Source organism: Georhizobium profundi (assembly GCF_003952725.1).
GTDB lineage: Bacteria > Pseudomonadota > Alphaproteobacteria > Rhizobiales > Rhizobiaceae > Georhizobium > Georhizobium profundi.
Genome location: NZ_CP032509.1, coordinates 2,881,919 through 2,903,997, shown reverse-complemented (window position 1 = coordinate 2,903,997; position 22,079 = coordinate 2,881,919). Strand labels below are relative to the sequence as shown.

The 22,079-nt window shown below is 63.0% G+C and carries 21 protein-coding genes; 9 read left to right on the top strand and 12 right to left on the bottom strand.

All coding sequences use genetic code 11. The features are described from left to right. Positions 1–14: 14 nt before the first annotated feature. From D5400_RS13890 to D5400_RS21195, 4 genes are all read right to left on the bottom strand, one after another. Complete coding sequence (locus tag D5400_RS13890) at positions 15–674, bottom strand: SOS response-associated peptidase (protein WP_126013289.1); 660 nt, start codon at positions 672–674, stop codon at positions 15–17. Between the two features lie 111 nt (positions 675–785). Further along, positions 786–1,037, bottom strand: coding sequence for a hypothetical protein (locus D5400_RS13885; protein WP_126010558.1), 252 nt, complete (start codon positions 1,035–1,037; stop codon positions 786–788). Further along, positions 1,030–1,233, bottom strand: coding sequence for a hypothetical protein (locus D5400_RS13880; protein WP_126010557.1), 204 nt, complete (start codon positions 1,231–1,233; stop codon positions 1,030–1,032). Before D5400_RS13880 ends, D5400_RS13885 begins: the two co-directional genes overlap by 8 nt. A gap of 125 nt (positions 1,234–1,358) precedes the next feature. Then, positions 1,359–1,532 (bottom strand): hypothetical protein, encoded by a 174-nt coding sequence (locus D5400_RS21195; protein ID WP_164527895.1) that lies wholly within the window; start codon positions 1,530–1,532, stop codon positions 1,359–1,361. Between the two features lie 344 nt (positions 1,533–1,876). On the opposite strand from D5400_RS21195, the gene D5400_RS13875 reads away from it, so the two are divergent. The 3 genes from D5400_RS13875 (at position 1,877) to D5400_RS13865 (ending at position 4,845) form a co-directional block, all read left to right on the top strand. Then, positions 1,877–2,716, top strand: coding sequence for a DNA adenine methylase (locus D5400_RS13875; RefSeq protein WP_126010556.1), 840 nt, complete (start codon positions 1,877–1,879; stop codon positions 2,714–2,716). 568 nt (positions 2,717–3,284) lie between these two features. Beyond that, a complete protein-coding gene (locus D5400_RS13870; RefSeq protein ID WP_126010555.1) occupies positions 3,285–4,046 on the top strand; it encodes a cytochrome c biogenesis CcdA family protein in 762 nt (253 codons plus the stop codon). A 97-nt stretch (positions 4,047–4,143) separates the two neighbouring features. Continuing rightward, on the top strand, positions 4,144–4,845 hold the full coding sequence (locus D5400_RS13865) for a DUF502 domain-containing protein (protein ID WP_126010554.1): 702 nt from the start codon (positions 4,144–4,146) through the stop codon (positions 4,843–4,845). Here the strand turns inward: D5400_RS13865 and recG are convergent, their stop codons facing one another. After that, positions 4,846–6,951 carry an ATP-dependent DNA helicase RecG gene (gene recG, locus D5400_RS13860; RefSeq protein ID WP_126010553.1) on the bottom strand — a complete coding sequence of 702 codons (2,106 nt, stop codon included), beginning with the start codon at positions 6,949–6,951 and terminating at the stop codon, positions 4,846–4,848. It lies immediately after the preceding gene. Between the two features lie 96 nt (positions 6,952–7,047). Here recG and D5400_RS13855 point away from each other — a divergent pair, with 96 nt between their 5' ends. Together D5400_RS13855 and mfd are read left to right on the top strand one after the other, a co-directional pair. Continuing rightward, entirely contained in the window at positions 7,048–7,347 is a 300-nt protein-coding gene (locus D5400_RS13855; RefSeq protein WP_126010552.1) for an FAD assembly factor SdhE, read from the top strand. 2 nt (positions 7,348–7,349) lie between these two features. Beyond that, complete coding sequence (mfd, locus tag D5400_RS13850; protein WP_126010551.1) at positions 7,350–10,865, top strand: transcription-repair coupling factor; 3,516 nt, start codon at positions 7,350–7,352, stop codon at positions 10,863–10,865. Positions 10,866–10,909: 44 nt separating this feature from the next. Here the strand turns inward: mfd and D5400_RS13845 are convergent, their stop codons facing one another. Further along, the gene (locus D5400_RS13845; protein WP_126013286.1) at positions 10,910–12,889 is read right to left on the bottom strand and encodes a bifunctional 2',3'-cyclic-nucleotide 2'-phosphodiesterase/3'-nucleotidase; all 1,980 of its coding nucleotides are present in this window, start codon (positions 12,887–12,889) and stop codon (positions 10,910–10,912) included. Positions 12,890–13,072: 183 nt separating this feature from the next. On the opposite strand from D5400_RS13845, the gene D5400_RS13840 reads away from it, so the two are divergent. Further along, positions 13,073–13,381, top strand: coding sequence for an HlyU family transcriptional regulator (locus D5400_RS13840; protein WP_126010550.1), 309 nt, complete (start codon positions 13,073–13,075; stop codon positions 13,379–13,381). Positions 13,382–13,406: 25 nt separating this feature from the next. On the opposite strand, the gene D5400_RS13835 is transcribed toward D5400_RS13840, so the two are convergent. Beyond that, the gene (locus D5400_RS13835; protein WP_126010549.1) at positions 13,407–15,056 is read right to left on the bottom strand and encodes an MFS transporter; all 1,650 of its coding nucleotides are present in this window, start codon (positions 15,054–15,056) and stop codon (positions 13,407–13,409) included. A 109-nt stretch (positions 15,057–15,165) separates the two neighbouring features. Next, positions 15,166–15,639: an Lrp/AsnC family transcriptional regulator gene (locus D5400_RS13830; RefSeq protein ID WP_126010548.1), complete on the bottom strand. Its 474-nt coding sequence runs from the start codon at positions 15,637–15,639 to the stop codon at positions 15,166–15,168. A gap of 157 nt (positions 15,640–15,796) precedes the next feature. Between D5400_RS13830 and ald the strand changes: the two genes are divergently transcribed. Next, the gene (gene ald, locus D5400_RS13825) at positions 15,797–16,915 is read left to right on the top strand and encodes an alanine dehydrogenase (protein ID WP_126010547.1); all 1,119 of its coding nucleotides are present in this window, start codon (positions 15,797–15,799) and stop codon (positions 16,913–16,915) included. Between the two features lie 45 nt (positions 16,916–16,960). Here the strand turns inward: ald and D5400_RS13820 are convergent, their stop codons facing one another. From D5400_RS13820 to D5400_RS13805, 4 genes are read right to left on the bottom strand one after another with little or no spacing between them, the layout of a single operon-like run. After that, positions 16,961–17,473: a GNAT family N-acetyltransferase gene (locus D5400_RS13820; RefSeq protein WP_126013283.1), complete on the bottom strand. Its 513-nt coding sequence runs from the start codon at positions 17,471–17,473 to the stop codon at positions 16,961–16,963. Between the two features lie 58 nt (positions 17,474–17,531). Next, positions 17,532–18,413, bottom strand: a complete 882-nt coding sequence (sseA, locus tag D5400_RS13815) for a 3-mercaptopyruvate sulfurtransferase (protein ID WP_126010546.1) — start codon at positions 18,411–18,413, stop codon at positions 17,532–17,534. 31 nt (positions 18,414–18,444) lie between these two features. Then, positions 18,445–19,182, bottom strand: coding sequence for an alanyl-tRNA editing protein (locus D5400_RS13810; protein WP_126010545.1), 738 nt, complete (start codon positions 19,180–19,182; stop codon positions 18,445–18,447). Then, positions 19,179–20,222, bottom strand: coding sequence for a cysteine synthase A (locus D5400_RS13805; RefSeq protein ID WP_126010544.1), 1,044 nt, complete (start codon positions 20,220–20,222; stop codon positions 19,179–19,181). The genes D5400_RS13810 and D5400_RS13805 overlap by 4 nt, the downstream gene beginning before the upstream one ends. A gap of 268 nt (positions 20,223–20,490) precedes the next feature. Here D5400_RS13805 and D5400_RS13800 point away from each other — a divergent pair, with 268 nt between their 5' ends. Together D5400_RS13800 and D5400_RS13795 are read left to right on the top strand one after the other, a co-directional pair. After that, positions 20,491–21,159 (top strand): ChrR family anti-sigma-E factor, encoded by a 669-nt coding sequence (locus D5400_RS13800; protein ID WP_126010543.1) that lies wholly within the window; start codon positions 20,491–20,493, stop codon positions 21,157–21,159. Between the two features lie 99 nt (positions 21,160–21,258). After that, positions 21,259–22,071, top strand: coding sequence for an SDR family NAD(P)-dependent oxidoreductase (locus tag D5400_RS13795; protein WP_126010542.1), 813 nt, complete (start codon positions 21,259–21,261; stop codon positions 22,069–22,071). Positions 22,072–22,079 lie beyond the last annotated feature (8 nt).

Below are 22,079 nucleotides of genomic sequence, written 5' to 3'. Positions count from 1 at the left end.
ATTTTAACGGGTTGTCAGCCGTCCAAGCCATCTTTGCGCTCACCGCGAGCCACGATCTTTAGAGCATCGTCGGGCAGGGGGCGTTGGAGTGCGACCGCCTCTGACCACTCCGCGCGCAACCAGACATCCGCTTCTTCTGCAGTCGTGAGAATGACCGGCATGGCTTTCGGATGCACGGCGCCAACGACGGCGTTCGGCTCGCAGGTGAGGAAGCCATACAGATCAGAGTTGATCTCGCCCTCCTTGACCTTCCTCGTGCTCGTCCAATTCGTCCAGATTCCTGCGAACATCATGAGCGGTCGGCTCTCGTCGGCCGCAAACCAGACAGGCACTTTCTTACCATCGATCGTGTCGTATTCGGAGAAGCTGGTGAACGGCACAAGGCAACGGTTTGCAGGGCCGAGCCAGCGGCGCCAGTGGGGGCTCTTCACGTTGCGTATATTCGTGACGCCGCTGTCGACCTTCTTGCCCTTCAGCACGAACTGCGGCGACGGCATGCCCCATCGCGCCATGACGAGCTCTCGCACTTCATCGGCTCCATTGCGGACGATCGGCGCCGGATAGTCCGGGAAGATGCCGGGCAGGGGCGGGAGGTTGCCTGTGTGGTCGCGCATGGCCCGGGCAAGCTCGATGATTGCCGCCTGGCCCTTGGTGAGGGAATAAAGATTGCACATAGAGGCGAGGATGCCACGATGCCAGCTCACCGTCGATATGGAAGCCTCGAACAGCTCGGGACCTCAGAACGCCGCGCCGGCGGTCAGGTCTAACCGCCTCACGCGTTCGCATCATTGATCGGGTTCCAGGTAGGTGCCAATCGTTCTCTCGGCAAAGCGGAGCGCCTCCTCGCGGTCACCGAACCTGAAATCGAGATACTCGACGCCATCAATGAACACCGCGGCTTTGAAGCGATAGAGCGTGGCAAAATCGGTTTCGCCCAGGCTTGCGCTGCAACGAAGAACCTCCGCCTCGATCCTGACGCGGTGCGGATAGGTCTTTTTCACCATTGTCTTGGACGGGGCGCCACGAGAGCTACTCATCGTCAGGCGCCTGCCATTCGATCGCGCGCCATCCGCGCGCGAAGCCGAATGACATGCAAGCATCGGCCTTAGCCAGTCTTCTGTAGAGTGCGTTGAGATCGGCAACGAGATCGCAGATGGCAGCGCGGGCGTCGTGGCCATAGGCCAGCAGGATGGCCTCGACCTGATCAGGCGGTCCGATCTTTTCATTTCGCATAGGCACAGCTCCGCCGCTTCCGCTGGCATAGCCGGCGGATCGATGTTTATCAGTAGGGATTTGTTCCTATAATGTTCTCGCTCGCGACTGGAGTCAATCGGCTGCGCGAGCTGTAAGCAAATCGATCAGGCGAGCAGCCAGTGGAAGCCGGTGAAGGTGGCGACGAGCAGGACGATCGCGATGAGGCTGGCTCTGCCACGCGACATCCCGCCATTGTCGTTGGTCCCGACATATTCCAGATCAGCAAAGGTGATCTCGTCCGCGCCGTCTCCTTGGCGCGCAGCTGGGTCGTATTTCATCTTCACGGTCTTGAGCTTTGGCGGCGTCATAAGTCGATGATGCCGCGTCTCGATCCACAAAACCAGATGGATCGGTTCCGGAAGGCGAGCAGAGCACACCAAAAGGACGGAGGCGCGCCGACTGGCAGCCGCACGATGTCCGATCAGCTCCGGCCTGATCGTTGAGCCAAACTTGAACAGGAATTGCCGTCCCGCCAGGAAGCTGACGGGCGGCTGCAGCGCGCTAACGCTGCACGCGACGGTCAGACTGCAATCAGCCCGTCCAGCAACCAGCAAGGCTTCGTTGCCGCGCCCGACGCCCCGAGGGGCGCATCGGGACCGTGGCGTCTACAAGGTTAAGAAACATGGAATCTCTCTTCTCTTTTGAAGAGGTGCGGCCGGTCGCTCCCGTGGCCGGCTATATCGGAGGAAAGAGGCAGCTCGCGCAGCGGCTCGCCGCTATCATCGAACAGATCCCGCACACGCTTTATGCCGAGCCCTTCGTCGGCATGGGCGGCGTCTTCTTCCGCCGGCGCCTGATCCCCAAGGCCGAAGTGATCAATGACGTGTCCGGCGACGTCGCCACGTTCTTCCGGATCCTTCAGCGGCACTATCCGCAGTTTATGGAGACTTTGCGCTTCCAGATCTCGTCGCGTCGCGAATTCGATCGCCTCCTGAAATGCCGGCCGGAGACGCTCACGGACCTGGAGCGAGCAGGGCGGTTCCTCTACCTTCAGCGGCTGGCCTTCGGCGGAAAAGTGGTCGGCCGGTCATTCGGCGTGGCCACGACGGGTGGATCCCGGTTCAACATGACCCGCCTGGGACCGCTGTTAGAAGACGTCCATGAGCGTCTCTCCGGCGTGGTGATCGAGAACCTGGACTGGAGTGACTTTCTCAATCGCTATGATCGACCGGACACCCTGTTCTTTCTCGATCCGCCTTACTTTGGGTGCGAGCGGGACTACGGCGACGACGTATTCACTCGATCCGACTTCGAGCGGCTCGCGGACCGGCTTGATGTCCTGAAGGGGCGCTTCATTCTCACGCTGAATGATTGCCCTGACGTCCGAAGCATCTTCGCTCGCTTCGCAATGACGAACGTGGAGCTGACTTACACCATCGCCGGTGGTGAGGGGCGCCGGGTCGGCGAAGTTGTCATCTGGGACGGGCGGGATCCGCGACCGGCGAACTTGCCCAGCGGATGACTGCAGCTTGGGCCCTAAATCCGTTCCAAGTTTCACGGAATGTTCACGCTGCGGGCGCACAGGGAAAGTCGGAATTGTCTTTGTTCCGGCAACTTTCCTATGCGCCTTCTAAGCCGATGGTCGCAGGTTCGAATCCTGCAGGGGTCGCCATTGGGCGTTCTGCTCATATCCGTCAGATCGACGACATCCCAAAGGCTGTTCTTACACTCGCGCCTCGGTCGGCAAGAACGACGAGCGACTCTTTCAGAGACTAGGCTGGCATCGTGCGGCTCATGAAGGTCCGCCGACGTGCAGGTCTGTCACACGCCATTCAAAGGCGTTGCGATACCAGCCGAGCTCATGCTCGATCTCAATTGTCTGCGGAGATCGAGGATATGCTGCGCCTCTTGTGCGCGTTGTACAATCGATATTTGCGCAAGAAGAGAAGGTTGCGCTGGCGTAGGCAAACCGCGTCTGAACAATGCCATGATCGGACACATCGTCGCTGTGCGCGAAAAGGTGACTGGCCTTTCACGGCCGCAATCCGGTAAGGCAGGGCATTCGAAGAGCCGGCGGACCCGAAAATAGCGTGACCATAGCCGATATCTCCATCTTCACGGCCATCCTGGCGGGCGCGATCTCGTTTCTGTCGCCCTGCGTGCTTCCGCTCGTGCCGCCATATCTCTGTTACATGGCCGGCGTGAGTGTCGAAGATTTCCGCGCGGAGCCGGCAGGCGTCGGCGGAGCCGTGGTGGCGATGCGCACGCGGCGGGCGGTGTTGCCGGCTGCGGTCATCTTCACGCTTGGTTTCGCGACCGTCTTTGTGGCGCTCGGCGCCGGTGCGTCGCAGATCGGGGCGCTCCTTCGCTCCAACATCATGCTGCTGTCGCAGGTCGGCGGCATCGTCATCATCGCCATGGGCCTGCATTTCCTCGGCGCTTTCCGGATAGGCATTCTCAACCGGGAAATGCGTTTCCAGGGTGCAGGCAAACCGGCGACGCTGACCGGCGCCTATGTGATGGGTCTCGCCTTCGCGTTCGGCTGGACGCCCTGTATCGGGCCGGTTCTCGGGGCGATCCTTGGTGTTGCGGCCTCGCGCCAGACCGTGGGCGATGGCGCGCTTTTGCTTTCGGCCTATTCTCTGGGGCTCGCCATTCCGTTTTGGATCGCCGCCGCGTTCTCCGGCCATTTCATGCGGTTCCTCACGCGCTTTCGGCGTCACCTCGGCGCCGTGGAGAAGATCATGGGCGCGCTGCTGGTCTTCACCGGCATCATGTTCCTGACCGGCGGCATGGCGCGCTTTGCGTTTTGGCTGCTGGAGACATTCCCGGTTCTCGGCACGATCGGCTGACGGTGAAATCGTGTGCATTGCGTGCGCTCTGTCACATGCTTGCCGCATGGCGCACGCATAGGCCATAGTTCGCGTCGCTAGACGGACAGCTTCGACCATGGCCGAAAAACCGAAACGCCTGCCGCCAACCATGCGCATCAGGAACTACTTCCTGACGGGCCTGATCATCTGTGCGCCGCTTGCCATCACCGCCTATCTCACATGGTCGTTCATCATGTGGGTCGATGGCTGGGTGAAGCCCTATGTGCCGCGGGTCTATAACCCCGACACGTACCTGCCGTTTTCGGTTCCGGGCTTCGGGCTCGTCGCGGCGCTGATCTTTATCACGATCGTCGGCTTCCTCACCGCCAACATCATCGGGCGCACGCTGATCGATGTCGGCGAAAGCCTGCTCGATCGCATGCCGATCGTGCGCAGCATCTACAAGGGCCTGAAGCAGATCTTCCAGACCGTGCTGGCCGAACAGTCGAATTCCTTCAAGCAGGCGGGCCTGATCGAGTATCCGCGTACCGGCCTCTGGTCGATCGTGTTCCTGGCGACCGACACAAAGGGCGAGATCGGTCATAGGCTGGAAGAGCGCGGCGAGGACACCGTGTCGGTGTTCTTGCCGACGACGCCGAACCCGACCTCCGGCTACCTGCTCTTCGTCGAGCGAAAGGACGTCATCATTCTGGATATGACGGTGGAGGAAGCGGCCAAGATGATCATCTCCGCAGGCCTCGTCGCGCCGGATTATCAGCCGAAGCTGAAGGCGTTGGCTGAGGCCCACCGCAAGGACGAGCCACGCCCGGCTGCTTGATCATCCGGCGCGCAGAAGCCGGATCGCCTCGTCACGGCGGAAAAGATAGAGCAGGGCACGCAACGCCTGTCCCCGCGGGCTTGCAAGCTCGGGATCGGTCTCCAGGATATATCGCGCATCGTTGCGGGCCGTTTCGAGCAGATCCCCATGTGTCTCCAGGCTCGCGAAACGGAAGCCCGGCGTGCCCGATTGACGCGTGCCGAGAAGCTCGCCTTCACCGCGCAGCTTCAGATCTTCCTCGGCAATGACGAACCCGTCCTCGGTGTCGCGCATCACGCCGAGGCGCGCCCGGCCGGTCTCGGAGAGCGGCGATTTATAGAGGAGGATGCATGACGATGCCTCGTCGCCCCGGCCGACCCGCCCGCGCAGCTGGTGCAACTGGGCAAGCCCGAAGCGTTCGGCATGTTCGATCACGATAATGGTCGCGTCCGGCACGTCGACGCCGACTTCGATGACGGTGGTCGCCACAAGGAGCCGCGTCTCGCCGTTCTTGAACGCCATCATCGCGGCGTCCTTCTCCGGCCCGCTCATGCGGCCGTGCACGAGCCCGACCTTGGGCCCGAGGACGGAGGCCAGGAGCTTGTGCCGCTCGTCGGCCGACATGAGGTCGGACACCTCCGATTCCTCGACCAGCGGGCAGATCCAGTAGGCCTTCTTGCCTTCCGCCACCGCCGCGCTCAGCCGATCGACCATCTCGCCGATCCGCTCGTCCGGCACGGTGACGGTTTGGATCGGCTTGCGGCCGGCTGGCTTCTCGGTAAGGCGCGACACGTCCATATCGCCGAAGGCGGCCAGCACGAGCGTGCGCGGGATCGGCGTTGCGGTCATGACCAGCATGTGCGGTGCGGTGCCCTTGGCTGTCAGCCGCAACCTTTGGTGAACGCCGAAGCGATGTTGTTCGTCGACGACTGCCAGCATCAGATCCTTGAACGTTACCGTGTCCTGGAAAAGCGCATGGGTACCGACGACGATCTGCGCGTCACCGCTTTCGATCCGCCCAAGCACGGCGGCCCGCTCGCGGCTGCCGGCGCGGCCCGTGAGGATGTCGACGCCGATCTCGAGCCCGGCCGTCAGTTTCTCGATGGTCGCCAGATGCTGCCGGGCGAGGATTTCCGTCGGAGCCATGAGCACCGCCTGGCCGCCGGCTTCGACCGCCGCGAGCATCGCCATCAGCGCGACGACCGTCTTGCCGGAGCCCACGTCGCCCTGCAGCAGCCGCAGCATGCGCTCGTCGGCACGCATGTCGGCGAGGATGACGTCCACGGCTTTGAGTTGTCCGCCGGTCAGTTTGAACGGTAAGTTCGCGCTGACCTTTCCGCTGAGCCTGCCCGTGCCGATGACGGGACGGCCCGAAAGCTTGCGGATGCGCTGCCGCACCATGGCAAGCGACAGCTGTCCCGCCAGCAATTCGTCATAGGCGAGCCGGCTGCGGAAACTGTTGCGCGGCTCAAGATCGGCGGCGGACTGGGGCGTATGCAGGTCCCGTAGCGCTTCGTGGAAATCCGGAAAGCCGTGCCGCGTGACGATGCCGGGATCGATCCATTCGTTGATCACCGGAAGCGTCTCGAGCGCCCCGTCGATCGCACGGCGCAGCACCTTCGGCGAAAGCCCGGCCGTCAATGGATAGACCGGCTCGACGAACGGCATCGAGGCCGCATCCGCCTCGCGCACCATGTGATCCGGGTGAACCATGGAAGGCCGCCCGTTGAACCAGTCGACCTTGCCCGAGACGAGCACGGTCTCGCCGATCGGCAGCGCATGTTTCAGCCAGTCGGTTTTCGCGCGAAAGAAGGTCAGCGCGATCTCGCCCGTCTCGTCGGAGGCAAAGACGCGATACGGCACGTTGGGTTTGCCGCGCGGGCCGGGCTGGTGACGGTCGATCGTCACCTTGAGCGTCACGATCAGTCCTTCGGGCGCAGACGCGATGCCCGGCTGCTGGCTGCGGTCGATGATCGAGTGCGGCGCGAGAAACATGAGATCGACGACGCGCGTCTCCTCCGCCCCGTCACGGCCGGTCAGGCGCGCAATCAGGTCTGCGAGCTTCGGCCCGATACCGGGTCGGCTCGCAACGGGAACAAAGAAGGGGTCGAGTTCGCTGGGACGCATGGCCGCATACTGATGCCCCTCCGCAGGCGCGCGAGCAAGGCTGACAAGAGATGCAGGCTTGGCTATAGAGGCGCGATCAACAGGAAGCTTTCTCATATGACCGGTACGACAGTGACGAGCGCCGACCTCGATCCGCGCCGCAGGCGAATTCTCTTTCGCGCCTGGCACCGCGGCATTCGCGAGATGGACCTGATGCTCGGATCGTTCTGCGATCGCGAAATCGCGACCATGAGCGAGGCCGAGATTGCGGAATTCGAGGGTATTCTGGCGCTCGACGACCGCGAACTGGTTAAATGGGTGACGGGGGAGACCCCGATCCCGGCCAATTACGACACGCCGCTCTTCACCCGCATCCGCGCATTCGACCCCGAGATATTCGGCACGAACAGGACCTGACGATGATCGAAGGCCTGTCGCTCGATCTGCTGACGAAGAACCGCACGCCCGTCACGCTGGCCCATGTGCCGGCTGGCGCAGAACCGCTCGTCATCGCCGAGATGGCGCGGGCAGGGCAGGCGGTCGCCTATGTGGTTTCAGACGGGCAGCGCATGGGCGATATCGCGCAGGCGCTTGCCTTTGTCGTGCCGGAAATTCCGGTGCTGCAATTGTCGGCCTGGGACTGCCTGCCTTACGACCGCGTTTCGCCGAGCACCGAAGCTGCCGCGCGCCGCATTTCCGCGCTGACATCCCTCATCGGCTACCAGGCCAAGCCACATCCCGCGATCGCGCTCGTGTCCGTCAATGCGATGCTGTTGAAGGCACCGCCGGTCTCCGTCATCGACGGGCTTGGTTTCACGGCGAAGGCCGGCAGCCAGGTCGGCATGGATGCCATCATCACCCGGCTTGCCGCAAATGGCTTCGAGCGTGTTTCGACCGTTCGCGAAGTCGGCGAATTTGCCGTGCGTGGTGGCATTCTCGACGTCTATGTCCCGGGTGCACAGGAGCCGCTTCGCCTCGATTTCTTCGGCAATACGCTCGAAAGCGTGCGAAGCTTCGACCCGGCGACGCAGCGCACGACCGGGCAAGCAAAGACGCTCGACCTGAACCCGATGAGCGAGGTGACGCTGACGCCGGAAACGATCAGCCGCTTCCGCACGAATTACCTGGCGCTCTTCGGCGCGGCCACTCGCGACGATGCGCTATACCAGGCGATCAGCGAAGGCCGCCGCTATGCGGGCATGGAGCATTGGCTCCCGCTCTTCTACGACAAGCTCGATACGGCCTTCGATTATCTGAAGGGCTTTTCCTTCATCACCGACCATCTCGTGGCAGAGGCAGCAGCCGAACGCTCGGCCCAGATCAAGGACCATTACGAGGCACGGCGCCACGCCGGCGAGCAGTCGGGCAAGGGGCAGGGCACGCCCTATAAGCCCGTGGCCCCTGATAGCCTTTATCTCGACGCATCGGAAGTCATGGCGCGCATCGATGCGCTGCACGGCATTCGCATGACGCCTTTTGACGAACCTGAAACATCCGATCGGCGTGTCGTGACGCTTCAGGCCAAGCCCGGCCCGCGCTGGGCGCGCAGGGTTGAGGAAGCCCGCCAGGCCGGCAGCGCCGACGACGAGCGCGAGAACCTCTTCGCCACCGCCTCGCGCCACATCGCCAACAAGCGCGCCGACGGCAAGCGCGTGCTCGTGACCGGCTGGTCCGAAGGGTCGCTCGATCGTCTATTGCAGGTGCTGAGCGAACACGGCCTTGCCCGCATCAAGCGAATCGAGAAGCTCGACGATATTCTGAAGCTCGCCAAGGGCGAGGCTGCGGCTGCGATCCTGCCGCTGGAGCAGGGCTTCGAGACGGGCGATCTCGTCGTCATCGGCGAGCAGGACATTCTGGGCGACCGGCTCGTTCGCCGCGCGCGGCGCAAGAAGCGCGGCTCGGACTATATCTCCGAAGTGGCCGGGCTGGAGGAAGGGGCGATCGTCGTCCATGCCGAGCATGGCATCGGCCGCTTCGTCGGCTTGAAGATCATCGAGGCGATGGGCGCGCCCCACGACTGCCTCGAGCTGCACTATGCCGGCGACGCCAAGCTCTATCTGCCGGTCGAGAACATCGAGCTTCTGTCGCGCTATGGTTCCGAGGGCACCGAGGTCACGCTCGACAAGCTCGGTGGCGTTGCCTGGCAGGCGCGCAAGGCCAAGCTGAAGAAGCGCCTGCTCGACATGGCGGGTGGCTTGATCCGCATCGCGGCCGAGCGCCGAATGCGCTCGGCCCCGGTCCTCACGACGCCGGAAGGCCTCTACGACGAGTTCGCGGCCCGTTTCCCGTACGACGAGACGGAAGACCAGATGAACGCCATCGAGGCCGTACGTGGCGATCTTGGCGAAGGCCAGCCGATGGATCGTCTCGTCTGCGGCGATGTCGGCTTCGGCAAGACGGAAGTTGCCCTTCGCGCCGCTTTCGTTGCGGCGATGAACGGCGTCCAGGTAGCGCTGGTCGTGCCGACAACGCTGCTTGCACGCCAGCACTACAAGACCTTTGCCGAGCGCTTCCGTGGCCTGCCGATCCGGGTCGCCCAGGCGTCCCGCCTCGTCGGAGCGAAGGAACTCGCGCTCACCAAGGGCGAGATCGCCAGCGGCAAGTGCGACATCGTCATCGGCACGCACGCACTGCTTGGCTCGTCGATCAAATTCGCCAATCTCGGCCTGCTGATCATCGACGAGGAGCAGCATTTCGGCGTCAAGCACAAGGAGCGGCTGAAGGAACTGAAGTCGGACATTCACGTGCTGACCTTGTCGGCAACGCCCATTCCGCGCACGCTGCAACTGGCCATGACCGGTGTGCGCGAACTGTCGCTGATCACGACGCCGCCGGTCGACCGCCTCGCGGTACGCACCTTCATCTCGCCCTTCGACGCGCTAACGATCCGTGAAACGCTGCTGCGCGAGCACTATCGTGGCGGCCAGAGTTTCTATGTCTGCCCGCGCATCGCCGATCTGGAGGATGTGTCAGCGTTCCTGCAGTCGGAAGTGCCGGAGCTGAAGGTCGCGACCGCGCACGGCCAGATGCCGCCAGGCCAGCTCGACGACATCATGAACGCCTTCTATGACGGCCAGTACGACGTGCTCTTGTCGACGACGATCGTCGAATCGGGCCTCGACGTACCGCGGGCCAATACCCTGATCGTTCACCGCGCCGACATGTTCGGCCTTGCCCAGCTCTACCAGCTGCGCGGTCGCGTCGGCCGCTCAAAGGTCCGTGCCTTTGCGCTCTTTACGCTTCCGGCGAACCGGATGATCGCGCCGATGGCCGAGCGCCGGCTCAAGGTGTTGCAGTCGCTCGACGAACTCGGTGCCGGCTTCCAGCTGGCCAGCCACGACCTTGATCTGCGCGGCGCAGGCAATCTGCTCGGCGAAGAACAGTCGGGCCACATCAAGGAGGTCGGCTTCGAACTCTACCAGCAGATGCTGGAAGAGGCCGTGGCCGAACTGAAGGGCGAGGACGAGGTGCGCGACACCGGCTGGTCGCCGCAGATCTTCGTCGGCACCCCGGTCATGATCCCGGAAGACTATGTGCCGGACCTGCATCTGCGTCTCGGCCTCTACCGGCGCCTGGGCGAAATCACCGATCTTTCCGAGATCGACGATTTTGGTGCCGAACTCATCGACCGCTTCGGGCCGATGCCGACGGAAGTGCAGCACCTCCTGAAGATCGTGTACATCAAGGCGCTCTGTCGCACGGCGAATGTCGAAAAGCTGGATGCGGGGCCGAAGGGCGTCGTCGTGCAGTTCCGGGACAAGCAGTTCCCGAACCCCGCCGGCCTCGTCCAGCACATCGCGCGGCTCGGCAACCAGGCGAAGATCCGCCCGGACCACAGCGTCGTCTTCATTCGCGAACTGCCGACCCCGGAAAAACGCCTCGGCGGCGCTGCCGTGATCATGAACAAGCTCGCGGAGATCGTGAAGGCGGCTTGATCAGGTTTGCTCTCCCCTGCAGAGGGGGAGAGCAAGTCTCTAGACTACAATGTGATCCGGTAGCGGGCGAAGCCGTTTTCGCCGGCCCCGGCTTCCTCGATCGCCACGCCTTCCACATCGGCGATTACGTCAGCGGCTGCTGGGCCCGTGTCGAAGACGACGGTCGTATCGGGCAGTGGGCTGAAGCGCCAGTTGCCGTCGGCAGCAGGATCGATCTCGCCCTGTTCGATGATGTAGCGGACGATGATGTCGCGGTTGGTGTCCGGTCCGACGAAGATGATCTTGTCGGAGGTGATGCCCGGAAAGCTGCCCCCGCCGCCGGCGCGGTAGTTGTTGGTGGCGACCGCAAAGCGTTGGGCCGGATCGACCGGTGCGCCCTCGAAGGCGAGGTTCTTGATCCGGCTGGCGCCTTCATCGACGAGCACGCCTTCGGAATCGTAGCGCGATGGCTGCGACAGGTCGATTTCATAGGTGACGCCGTCAATCACGTCAAAATTGTAGGATGGGAAATCCGGATTGATCAGCGCGGCATCGGTCGCGCCCGGCTCGATCTGGTTGAAGATCCCGGCCGAGCGCTCCAGCCACTCCTTGAGGTCGGCGCCGGTGATGGCGACCGCATGGATCGTATTCGGATAGAGATAGAGGTCGGCGACGTTCCTGATCGCGATCTCGCCGACCGGCACGTCGGTATAGTAGTCTGGCCCGCCACGCCCACCGGCCTTGAACGGTGCGGCTGCGGAGAGAACCGGAAGATCGGCGTAATCCGGATCGCGCGAGAGGATGTCGGCGATGTACCAGGTCTGTGCCTGGCTGACGATCTGCACCGATGGATCATCGGCGACGAGCGCGAAATAGGAATGAAGCCGGGCCGCCGTGCGACCCACGGGCGTGCGGACATAGGCGATGGTCGCCTCGTGCTCCGCTTCGACGGAAGCGAGCACCTCGGCGTCGCTCTCCACCAGTGGCGTGACGGTTGAGTCCACACGCTCGAAGATCGGCCGCGCCTCGGATGTGTGCGTAACGACCCGCCAGCTGTTGCCGTCACGCTCCAGCAACAGGTCGATCAGCCCCAGATGGGAGCCCCAGAAGCCAGGCATCACGCCGGGTTTGCCGGCAATTGTGCCTTCGGCATTGTCGACGCCGGCCACACCTTCGAATTCTTCGCCTGGAAAGACGCGATGCAGATGGCCGGTGACGATCGCATCGATGCCATTGATGGCGGCAAGCGGAATGGCCGCATTCTCCATGCCGTCGCTATGGGCTTCTTCGCCGATGCCCGAATGGGCGAGCGCGATGACGATGTCACAGCCTTCCTCGCGCATTTGCGGCACGAACGCGCGGGCGGCCTCCACCATGTCGCGCGCCGCCGCATTGCCCGCAAGGTGGGCGGCGTCCCAGGTCATGATCTGCGGCGGCACGAAACCGATGATGCCGATGCGGATGGGGTGTGTTTCCCCCGCGCCGTCGGTCAGCTCTCGGTTCAGAATGACGTAAGGCTCGATATAAAGCTCGTCCTGCACCGGATTTCCAGCGAGTGCGCCGCGTGTGACATTGGCACCGACGAAGGGGAATTCCGCGCCATCGAGCGCCTTGAAGAGAAAGTCGAGGCCGTAGTTGAATTCGTGGTTCCCGAGCGTGGAAGCGTCGAAGCCGAGCGCGTTCATCGCCTTGATGACAGGATGCACGTCGCCGTCATTCAGCCCGCGCTCATAGGCGATGTAGTCGCCCATCGGATTGCCCTGCAGGAAATCGCCATTGTCGACGAGGATCGCGTTCGTCGCCTCCGCGCGGATCGAATTGACGATCGCCGCCGTACGGGCGAGCCCCATCGTGTCGTTCTCGCGGTCGGCGTAATAATCGTAGGGGTAGACATGCACATGCAGGTCGCTCGTGCCCATGATCCGGAGATGCGCCTGGTTCGCCTGCGCCCGTGCCGAGAACGGGTGCAGCAGGATGAGGGTAGAGAGAGCGGCGGAGCCGGCGAGCAGATGGCGTCGGGTCAGGGCAAGCGGCCTTTTATGCATGATCACGGGTACGGTTCCTCTCGATGTCGATGTGGCCTGATCCCCAGCGCCGCGCAATCGAGCATCTGCCTGTGACGCATTGATGACGGCTGGGCGGATCGGCATGAATGGTGGCCTGAAATGGCTGGCCAAGCGACATGCGCGTGCTAGAAAGCCTGAGAACCTGACCATGGGAGACCGGCAATGTCATTTTTTTCCAAGCTGTTCGGCCTTGGCGGCGAGAAGGCCGCGCCCAAGCCCATGGCAGCCGCTCCCATCGAGCATCAGGGTTGCGAAATCATCGCCCAGCCGATGAGCGAAGGCGGCCAGTGGCGGGTCGCCGGCGTCATCGCGAAGACCGTGGACGGCCAGCGTGTCGAGCGTCAGTTCATCCGCGCCGATCTCTGCATGACGGAAGAAGAAGCCGTCGAGGTCTCGCAGCGCAAGGGTCGCCAGATCATCGAGCAGAACCCGCGGCTCTTTTCCGATCCGAGCGATACCGGCCCGGTCTGATCGCCCGTCGGTCTCGGACACGGCTTCAGTGAATATCCAGCATGTCCTTGGGCGTGACGTGCTGGTTGGCGCTCCAGTCCGTTGAGCGCTCGATCATCCGGTGGATGACCGGCTTGCCCGGTCCCTTGTGCATGGCGCGGATGGCTTCCGCAATCACGGCATCGGCTTCCGTCGTGCGCTGGTGGTAGCGCTGATATTCCGTCCATGTCGGCAGGTGGTAGGTCTCTTGCCAGAGCTCGGGATCTTCCAGATCGCGCATCAAGGTCCAGTGGCGCGCGCCATTCCGGAACCTGAGGCGCCGGCGTTCCGCCATGGCCTTCAGGAACTCCGGCATGTCGTCATTGCCGATCCGATACTCGACCATGATGACGATCGGGCCGCTCTGCGGCTTGATGTCAAGCGCGAGATGCGGCTCTTTCCAGCGGTTCAGCGGATCGAGTTTCAGCCGCGGCGGGGCCGGCAGCGGCAGGACGAGGCCGATCGCAGCGCCTGCCACCATGAGGACCGATGCCGCAAGAAGCGCGTTCGAAGCGCCATAGCTTTCCGTTACCAGGCCCCAGATCCAAGACCCGAGCGCCATGCCCGTGAAGGTCGCCATCTGGTAGAGCGACAGCAGCCGCCCGACGACCCAGCGCGGCGTCGACAGCTGCACGGTCGTGTTGAAGAGCGACAGCGTCAGTACCCAGCAGGCGCCGCCAAGCGTCATCGCGACCATGGTCAGCGGTGCGGAGCGGCTGAACGAAGCGATGAAGGCGCAGGCGGCGAAGCCGAGGAAGCCGGTGCGGATCAGCGTTTCACCGGCAAATCGTGCCCGCAGCGCCGAATTGGAAAGCGCCACGGCCACCGCACCAAGCCCGAACGCGCCAAGCAGCAGGCCGAAGAGCTGTGGGCCGCCTGCCAGGATGTCGCGCGCGATCAGCGGCATCAGCGCCATCACGGCACTTGCCGAAATGCCGAACATGGCGCTGCGCAGCATGACGATCTCGATCTTCGGCGACATGACGAGATAGCGGAGACCCGTCATGATCGCACTGCCGAGGCTCTCGCGCGGCAGCGTGCTCGCCGGAAGCGATGGTTTCCAGCGCACGAGCACGAAGATCAGTCCGAGATAGCTCGCGGCGTTGATGGCGAAGGCCGCGGCGGCACCGGCCGCAGCGACGATGGCGCCCCCGATAGCTGGGCCGACGCTGCGTGACAGGTTGAAGCCCATGGAGTTCAACGTGACGGCTTGTGGAAGATTGTCCCGGCCCACCATGTCACCGACGGAAGCTTGCCAGGACGGATTGTTGAGCGCCATGCCCGAACCGATCAGGAAGGTCAGGCCGAGCAGTGTCCATGGCGTCAACGCGTCGTACCATGCGGCGATCGCAAGCACGGTCGCGACGACCAGCATGAAGCATTGGGCAAGCAGCATGACCTTGCGCCGATCGTAGCTGTCGGCGATCGCCCCCGAGATCAGCGCGAGAAAGGCGATGGGCAGCGCGTTCGATGCCTGGACAAGCGCCACCATGTCAGCCGAAGCCGCCAGCTGCGTCATCAACCAGGCGGCGCCCACCGTCTGGATCAGCATGCCGAAATTCGATGCCATGGCGCCGAGCCAGATTGCGCGGAATGTCGGATGCCTCAGCGGTGCGAGCGCGGCAAACGTCGCAGGCTTGGAAACGTCTTCCTTCATGATCGGCTTTCGGTGAGGCGGCTTGCAGGCAGTTTGAACGATGCGGGTAAGAGCGAGACTAAACCTCTGTCTCCGCTTCCGGAACCCCTGTTGCCTCAAAGACCGGCGGTCAGAAATGTTCCGCGTCGATGCCTATATTCGGCCTGTCGATCACGTCGCGCAGCGCAAACGAGGAGTTGATGCGCACCACATGGGGCAGGGCCGACAACCAGTCCCGATGCAGCCGCTCGTAATCCTGGAGATCCTTGACGGCGACCCGCAGCACGTAATCGTACTCGCCTGACATCAGGTAGCAGGACAAGACGTTGGGGCAGAGCTTCACGGCCTTCTCGAATTCGGAGAGCGTGCGCGCAAATTGGCCCGACAGCGAGATGTGAACGATAGCCGTCATGCCGTAGCCCAGCGCCTTGTCGGACAGTCGCGCGTGATACCCCCGGATGACGCCGGACTTTTCAAGCAGATCGAGGCGGCGGGAGCAGGCAGAAGGCGAGAGCCCCACAGCTTCCGCGAGATTGGCGTTCGAGATTCGCCCTTCTTCCTGCAACCGCTTCAGCATCGCACGATCGATAGCATCGAACTCCATAGGCGGCGAAATCCCCGAATAACCTCGCATGACGCGCAAGAATATTCGAAATTCCGTGATCTGTGAATTCATCTTCGCAAGGACATTGCAGGCATCCAATGTTGAAATCTGGTCTCGTCGCCCGCCCTCCCGTCGCGGGCCGCCATGGAGGATCGCAATGCGCGTAGGCTGCCCGAAGGAAATCAAGAACCACGAATACCGCGTCGGCCTGACGCCGGGCGCCGTGCGCGAATATGTTGCCCATGGCCACGAAGTGATCGTCGAAACCGGCGCGGGCACCGGCATTGGTGCCGATGACGGTGCCTACCAGGCGGCCGGCGCCAAGATCGTCGCGACCGCTGCGGAAATCTTCCAGCGCGCCGACATGGTGGTGAAGGTCAAGGAGCCGCAGCCATCTGAATGGGCTCAGCTGCGCGAAGGCCAGCTGCTGTACACCTATCTGCACCTCGCTCCGGATCCCGAGCAGACCAAGGGTCTCGTCGAATCCGGCGTAACGGCCGTCGCCTACGAGACCGTGACCGACGACCATGGCGGCCTGCCGCTTCTCGCTCCGATGTCGGAAGTTGCCGGACGCCTCGCCATCCAGGCCGGCGCAACCGCGCTGCAGAAAGCCAATGGCGGCCGCGGCATCCTGCTCGGTGGCGTTCCGGGCGTGCTGCCTGCGCGTGTCGCGATCATCGGTGGCGGCGTGGTTGGTCTCAATGCTGCAAAAATGGCGGCAGGCCTCGGCGCGGAGGTGACGATTCTCGATCGGTCGTTGCCGCGCCTTCGTCAGCTCGACGATATCTTCAATGGCCGCGTCCGCACGCGCTTCTCCACGATCGAGGCGCTGGAAGACGAAGTCTTCACCGCCGATCTGGTCATCGGCGCTGTTCTGATCCCGGGCGCTGCGGCACCGAAGCTCGTCACCCGCGAGATGCTTTCAGGCATGAAACGCGGTGCCGTCATCGTCGATGTCGCGATCGACCAGGGCGGATGCTTCGAGACCAGCCACGCGACGACGCATTCCGAGCCAACCTACGAGGTCGATGGCATCGTGCATTACTGCGTTGCCAACATGCCGGGTGCCGTGCCGATCACATCGGCCCACGCGCTGAACAACGCGACTCTGCAGCACGGCCTGAAGCTTGCCGATCGTGGCCTGAAGGCGATTGCCGAAGACAAGCATCTGCGCGCCGGCCTCAACGTCCATGCCGGCCGCATCACCAACCGCGCCGTTGCCGAAGCGCTTGGCTACGAAGCCGTGGAACCGCAGGCGGTCCTCAAGGTCGCTTGATCGCCTGGAGGGTAGGCGCTCGGCCTCTGGCCGGGCGCTGTTTTGTCAATCGAGCCGGGCAAGCCGCAGGTGGTCTGCGTCGGTCATCGGATGGATGAAGGTTTCCGTCTGACCGATCGGGTTGAAGCCCATTTTCTGATAAAGCGGCAAAGCCGCCTTGTGGTCGAGCGTGCAGGTATTCACCGTCACGCGCTCCGGTCCCAGAGCCCAGGCCGAATCGATTGCTTGGCGCAGGAACCAGCGCCCGATCCCGCGACCATGCGCGTGCTTCATCAGCCCGAAATAGGCGAGATCGACGACCTCGTCGCTCTCCCGCTTCAGCTCGAAGAACCCTGCAGGTGCGCCATCCAGGTAGAGCACGTCGATCGTGGTGGCCGGATCGTGCACGACGCCTGACAGCGTTTCGTCATCCATGCGCAGCCGGTAGACCCAGTGGTAGTCGCGCCCGATCCGATACTGCAGGTAGCGGTAGAAGTGCAGCGGTATGTCTCGGGCACGCATCAGCGCTGCCTGCACATTCACCGGCAGCGGGTGATGACCCGATGGCGGTTTCACCATTTCCAGATAGGTGACAGTCGTCGTCAGCGGTGCGGGCGTTTTGCCTTTGGCCAAGCCGTCACTCCTTCAGCGACGACGCGGCATCGTCGATGATGCCGGCACCTTGCTTCACCGGCGTATCGTCGCGCGAACCCCATTCCGACCACGAACCGTCATAGAGCCTGTTGTCCGTATAGCCGAGCGAGTGGAGCGCGAGCGTAATCGTCGCTGCCGTGACGCCCGAGCCGCAGGTGGTAACGACGGGTTTGGAAGGATCGACGCCGGCATGCTTCAGCGTCTCGGCGAGTGCTTCGAGATCCTTGAGACTTCCGTTCGCGCCGAGCGAGGCTGCCGGAACGTTGAACGCACCCGGCATATGGCCCGAGCGCATGCCGGCGCGAGGCTCGGGCTCTTCGCCGGTGAAGCGACCATGGGGGCGCGCATCTGCGATCTGGGCGGAGCCATCGTCGATCACGCCGCGCACATCGTCGATCGTGGCAACCCGGCTCGCATCGAAGGCAGGGGTGAAGACAGCTGGCTCAGGCGCGGACGTCTCGGCCGTCACGGGGCGGCCTTCGGCTTTCCAGCGGTCGAGTCCGCCATCGAGCAGAAGCACCGAACCTGCGCCCATGGTGCGGAACATCCACCAGACGCGGGGAGCGGAAAAAAGCCCCGGACCGTCGTAAACAACGATCGTGTCGTTCTCGGAGATGCCTAGGGCGCCGACTTTCTCGGCGAAGATCTCAGGCGAGGGCAGGGCGTGCGGCAGCGAAGAATTCGGATCGACGATGGCGTCCTGATCGAAGAACACCGCGCCCGGGATATGGCCGCTCGCATAGTCCGCACGCTGATCGCGGTTCTGTGCAGGCAGGTACCAGGACGCATCGACGATCTGCAGGTGGGCTTCACCGAGCCGCGCCTGAAGCGTTTCGCCGTCGATGATGAATGGGCTTTTGGTCATGGCGTCATCCTCCCTGGTAGGCTTGGCAATACTAGTCCGGCGCGGGTCCGAAGCGAATGCGGAAACGCCGGTTTTCCTTGCCCTTTTTCTCGATCTTGGCGATGTGGATCGCGCCAACCTCCTGCGTTTCGGACACATGAGTGCCGCCGCAGGGCTGGCTGTCCACGCTCGAACCTTCGCCGATGCATACGAGACGGATGCGCCCGGTACCACGGGGTGGCCGGACGTTCTTGGATTTGACGATGCCCGGATTGGCGTCGAGCTCCGCCTCGTCGATCCACTGGGTGAAGATCGGGTGATTGGCCTCGACAAGTTCCATCAGCCGCGCGGTCACCTCGGCACGATCGATCGTCTCGCTCATGTCGAAATCGACCCGGCTGTCGTCTTCTGAAACCGAGGCACCGGTAATCGGGTAGGGGCAGACGACGGAGAGCAGGTGGCAGGCCGTATGCATGCGCATCAGCCGGTATCGCCGCGCCCAGTCGACATGAAGCACCAGCTTCTCGCCGAGCTCCGGCTGGGCCGCCCCGTCCTGCGGCAGGTGTATGATCTGGCCCGGCGCCCCGCCCTTTATGGTCGCAGCGATCGGAATGAGCGAGCCGTCGGCGCGCTCGAACTGTCCTACATCACCCGGCTGGCCGCCTGACGTGGCATAAAAACAGGTCTGGTCGAGCACGATTCCGCCGGCCGCATTGACGGACAGGACGGTCGCCTCGGCAGTCGAGAGATAGGCGTCTTCGATGAAGAGCGGACGCGTCGCCTCGCTCACGCCTGCACATCCTCGAATGGCACGTCGAACTTGGCAGGGTTCTCGATCCAGCCAGGCACGGGGAGATCCTTGGAACGCAGGAACTCCGGATTGAAGAGCTTGGACTGGTAGCGGTTGCCGTAATCGCAGAGGATCGTCACGATCGTCTTGCCGGGGCCCATGTCGCGCGCCATGCGCATCGCACCGGCAATGTTTATGCCGCTGGAGCCGCCGAGGCAGAGGCCTTCTTCCTGCACGAGATCGAAGACGAGCGGCAGGGCTTCGGCATCGGGAACACGATAGGCGAAATCCGGCGTGAAGCCCTCGAGATTGGCCGTGATACGGCCCTGGCCGATGCCCTCCGTGATCGAGGTGCCGGGCGAGGCGAACTCGCCGCTGGTGTAATATGAGAAGAGCGCGGCACCCTCCGGATCGGCGAGACCGATCTTGATATCCGGGTTCTTGTCCTTCAGCCCCATGGAAACGCCGGCAAGCGTCCCGCCCGATCCGACGGCGCAGATGAAGCCGTCGACCTTTCCGTCGGTCTGCTCCCAGATTTCGGGCGCTGTCGTTGCGATATGCGCATCCCGGTTCGCGGTGTTGTCGAACTGGTTTGCCCAGATCGCACCGTTTGGCTCGGTCTTCGCCAACTGCTCGGCGAGACGGCCCGAGACCTTCACGTAATTGTTCGGGTTCTTGTAGGGCACGGCCGGAACTTCGACGAGCTCGGCGCCAAGGAGGCGAATCGCGTCCTTCTTTTCCTGGCTTTGCGTCTCGGGAATGACGATCACGGCACGGTAGCCGAGCGCGCGGGCAACGAGTGCCAGCCCGATTCCCGTGTTGCCCGCCGTGCCTTCGACGATCACGCCGCCTTTGCGCAGGAGGCCTTGCCGCTCCGCCTCGCGGATGATGAAGAGCGCAGCCCGGTCCTTCACCGATTGACCTGGGTTGAGAAACTCCGCCTTGCCGAGAATGGTGCAGCCGGTCTCCTCCGAGGCTCGTTTCAGCTTGATCAGCGGCGTATTGCCGATGGCGTCGAGAACGGAAGGAAGAAAGGACATGAAAATCCGCCTTTTGGGATTGTTTTTCGTAGAGTAAGAACGAGGTTGTGCGTTCTCAAGCCTTCTTTGGCAAGAAATGCCGTTCGCCTTTTAAGCTCCTGGGCGGAATGCAACATGCGTCTGGCGCACGCATGCGGAGGCGTGAATGCCCGACTATTTTGACCACTGATCCGAGTTGCCAAATTGACCGTATTCTCGATAGTGGTGGTGTTGAAGAATCCTGGAAGCGGTGCTTGGGTGGAAGTGCCGCGTCAGAATAGGGCGACGAATGGTTCGTGAGCATATTGATACGATCGACTCGCTAATGGCGCGTTATGTTGCAGGCACGCTTCCGCTGCCTGCACAGGTGCTGGTGCAGTCGCATCTCGAACTCCGCGAGGGTGCGCGCACCTTCGTCTCCGATCTAGAGGCAATGGCGGGCGACACGCTCGAAAGCCTTGCGCCGGCACCGATTGCTGCGCGCGACGACCTTCTGGATCGAATTTTTCAGTCGAAGCCGGATAGTATTCGTCTGACGCCGATGGACTTCGCAACGGATATGCCGCGGACAGCGCCGAGCGAGGGCATGCCTTTGGCGCTGCGGGATTTCGTCGGCTTCGACATCGCCGACGTGCCGTGGCGTACCAAGATGCCGGGCTTCAAGGAATACGACATGGGCGAGATCGATGGCTGCCATGTCAGCATGTTCTGGCTGCGCCCCGGCCGTGCCGTTCCTGCCCACACGCATCACGGCTGCGAGATCTCTCTCGTGTTGAAGGGCGCCTTCTCCGATGGCATGGGCCGCTATGGCCCTGGCGACATCTCCGTTGCCGACGATGATATCGACCATCGCCCCGTTGCCGAGAGCCATGGCCCCTGCATCGGCTTTGCCGTCACGGATGCGCCGCTGCGCCTCACGGGTTCTTTCCGTCAATTGATCGGCGACCTGATCGGCTGACGGGCTTCCTGCGTACCAGTTTCGAGCGGAACGAAAACCGCGCCGGCCAATTTCGGGCTGGCGCGTTTTCATTTCTGAAACGCAAGCAGGAGCCAAGCAATGCGCCATTATTTCGCCGAACCATCCCATGGAGCCGTCTGGGTCACGGGCGCAAGCTCCGGGATTGGTGCTGCGCTGACGCTGAAGCTCGCGCAGGCTGGATACACGGTCGTCGCGACCGCCCGCGGCGAGGACAAGCTTAACGAACTGGCCGCAAAGGCGTCCAGCGCGAAGGGGCGCATCCACCCGATGCCGGGTGATGTCACCGATGAAGCCGACATGGCCCGGATCGTCGATTCGATCATCAGCCAGCACGGCAAGCTCGCACTCGCGATCTTCAATGCGGGCGTCTACATTCCGGTTCATGGCAACGAACTGAAGGTCGAGGACTTCCACAAGACGTTCGCGGTCAATCTGAACGGCGTCGTAAATGGGCTGGTGCCCACTGTGAATGCGATGCAGCGCGCGGGCAGGGGCCACATCGCCATCGTCTCCTCGGTCACGGGATATGGTGGTCTGCCGACGAGCGCTGCCTACGGCGCCACAAAGGCCGCGCTGACCAACATGGCGGAAAGCCTGAAATTCGATCTCGACAAGATGAACATCCGCATCCAGGTCGTTCACCCTGGATTCGTCGACACGCCGGCAACGGAAAAGAACGAATTTGCGATGCCGGCGCTGATGAAGGTGGACGATGCGGTGGACCGGATCATCGAAGGGCTGAAGCGCCCCGGGTTCGAGATCACGTTCCCCAAGCGATTTACCTACGCCCTCAAGTTTCTCGGGCTCTTTCCGTATCCGGTCTATTTCGCCGCGATCAACCGCATGACGGGATGGTCGAAGCGCCCGTTGGAAAGCCGCGGAAGCGACTGAGCACGCGC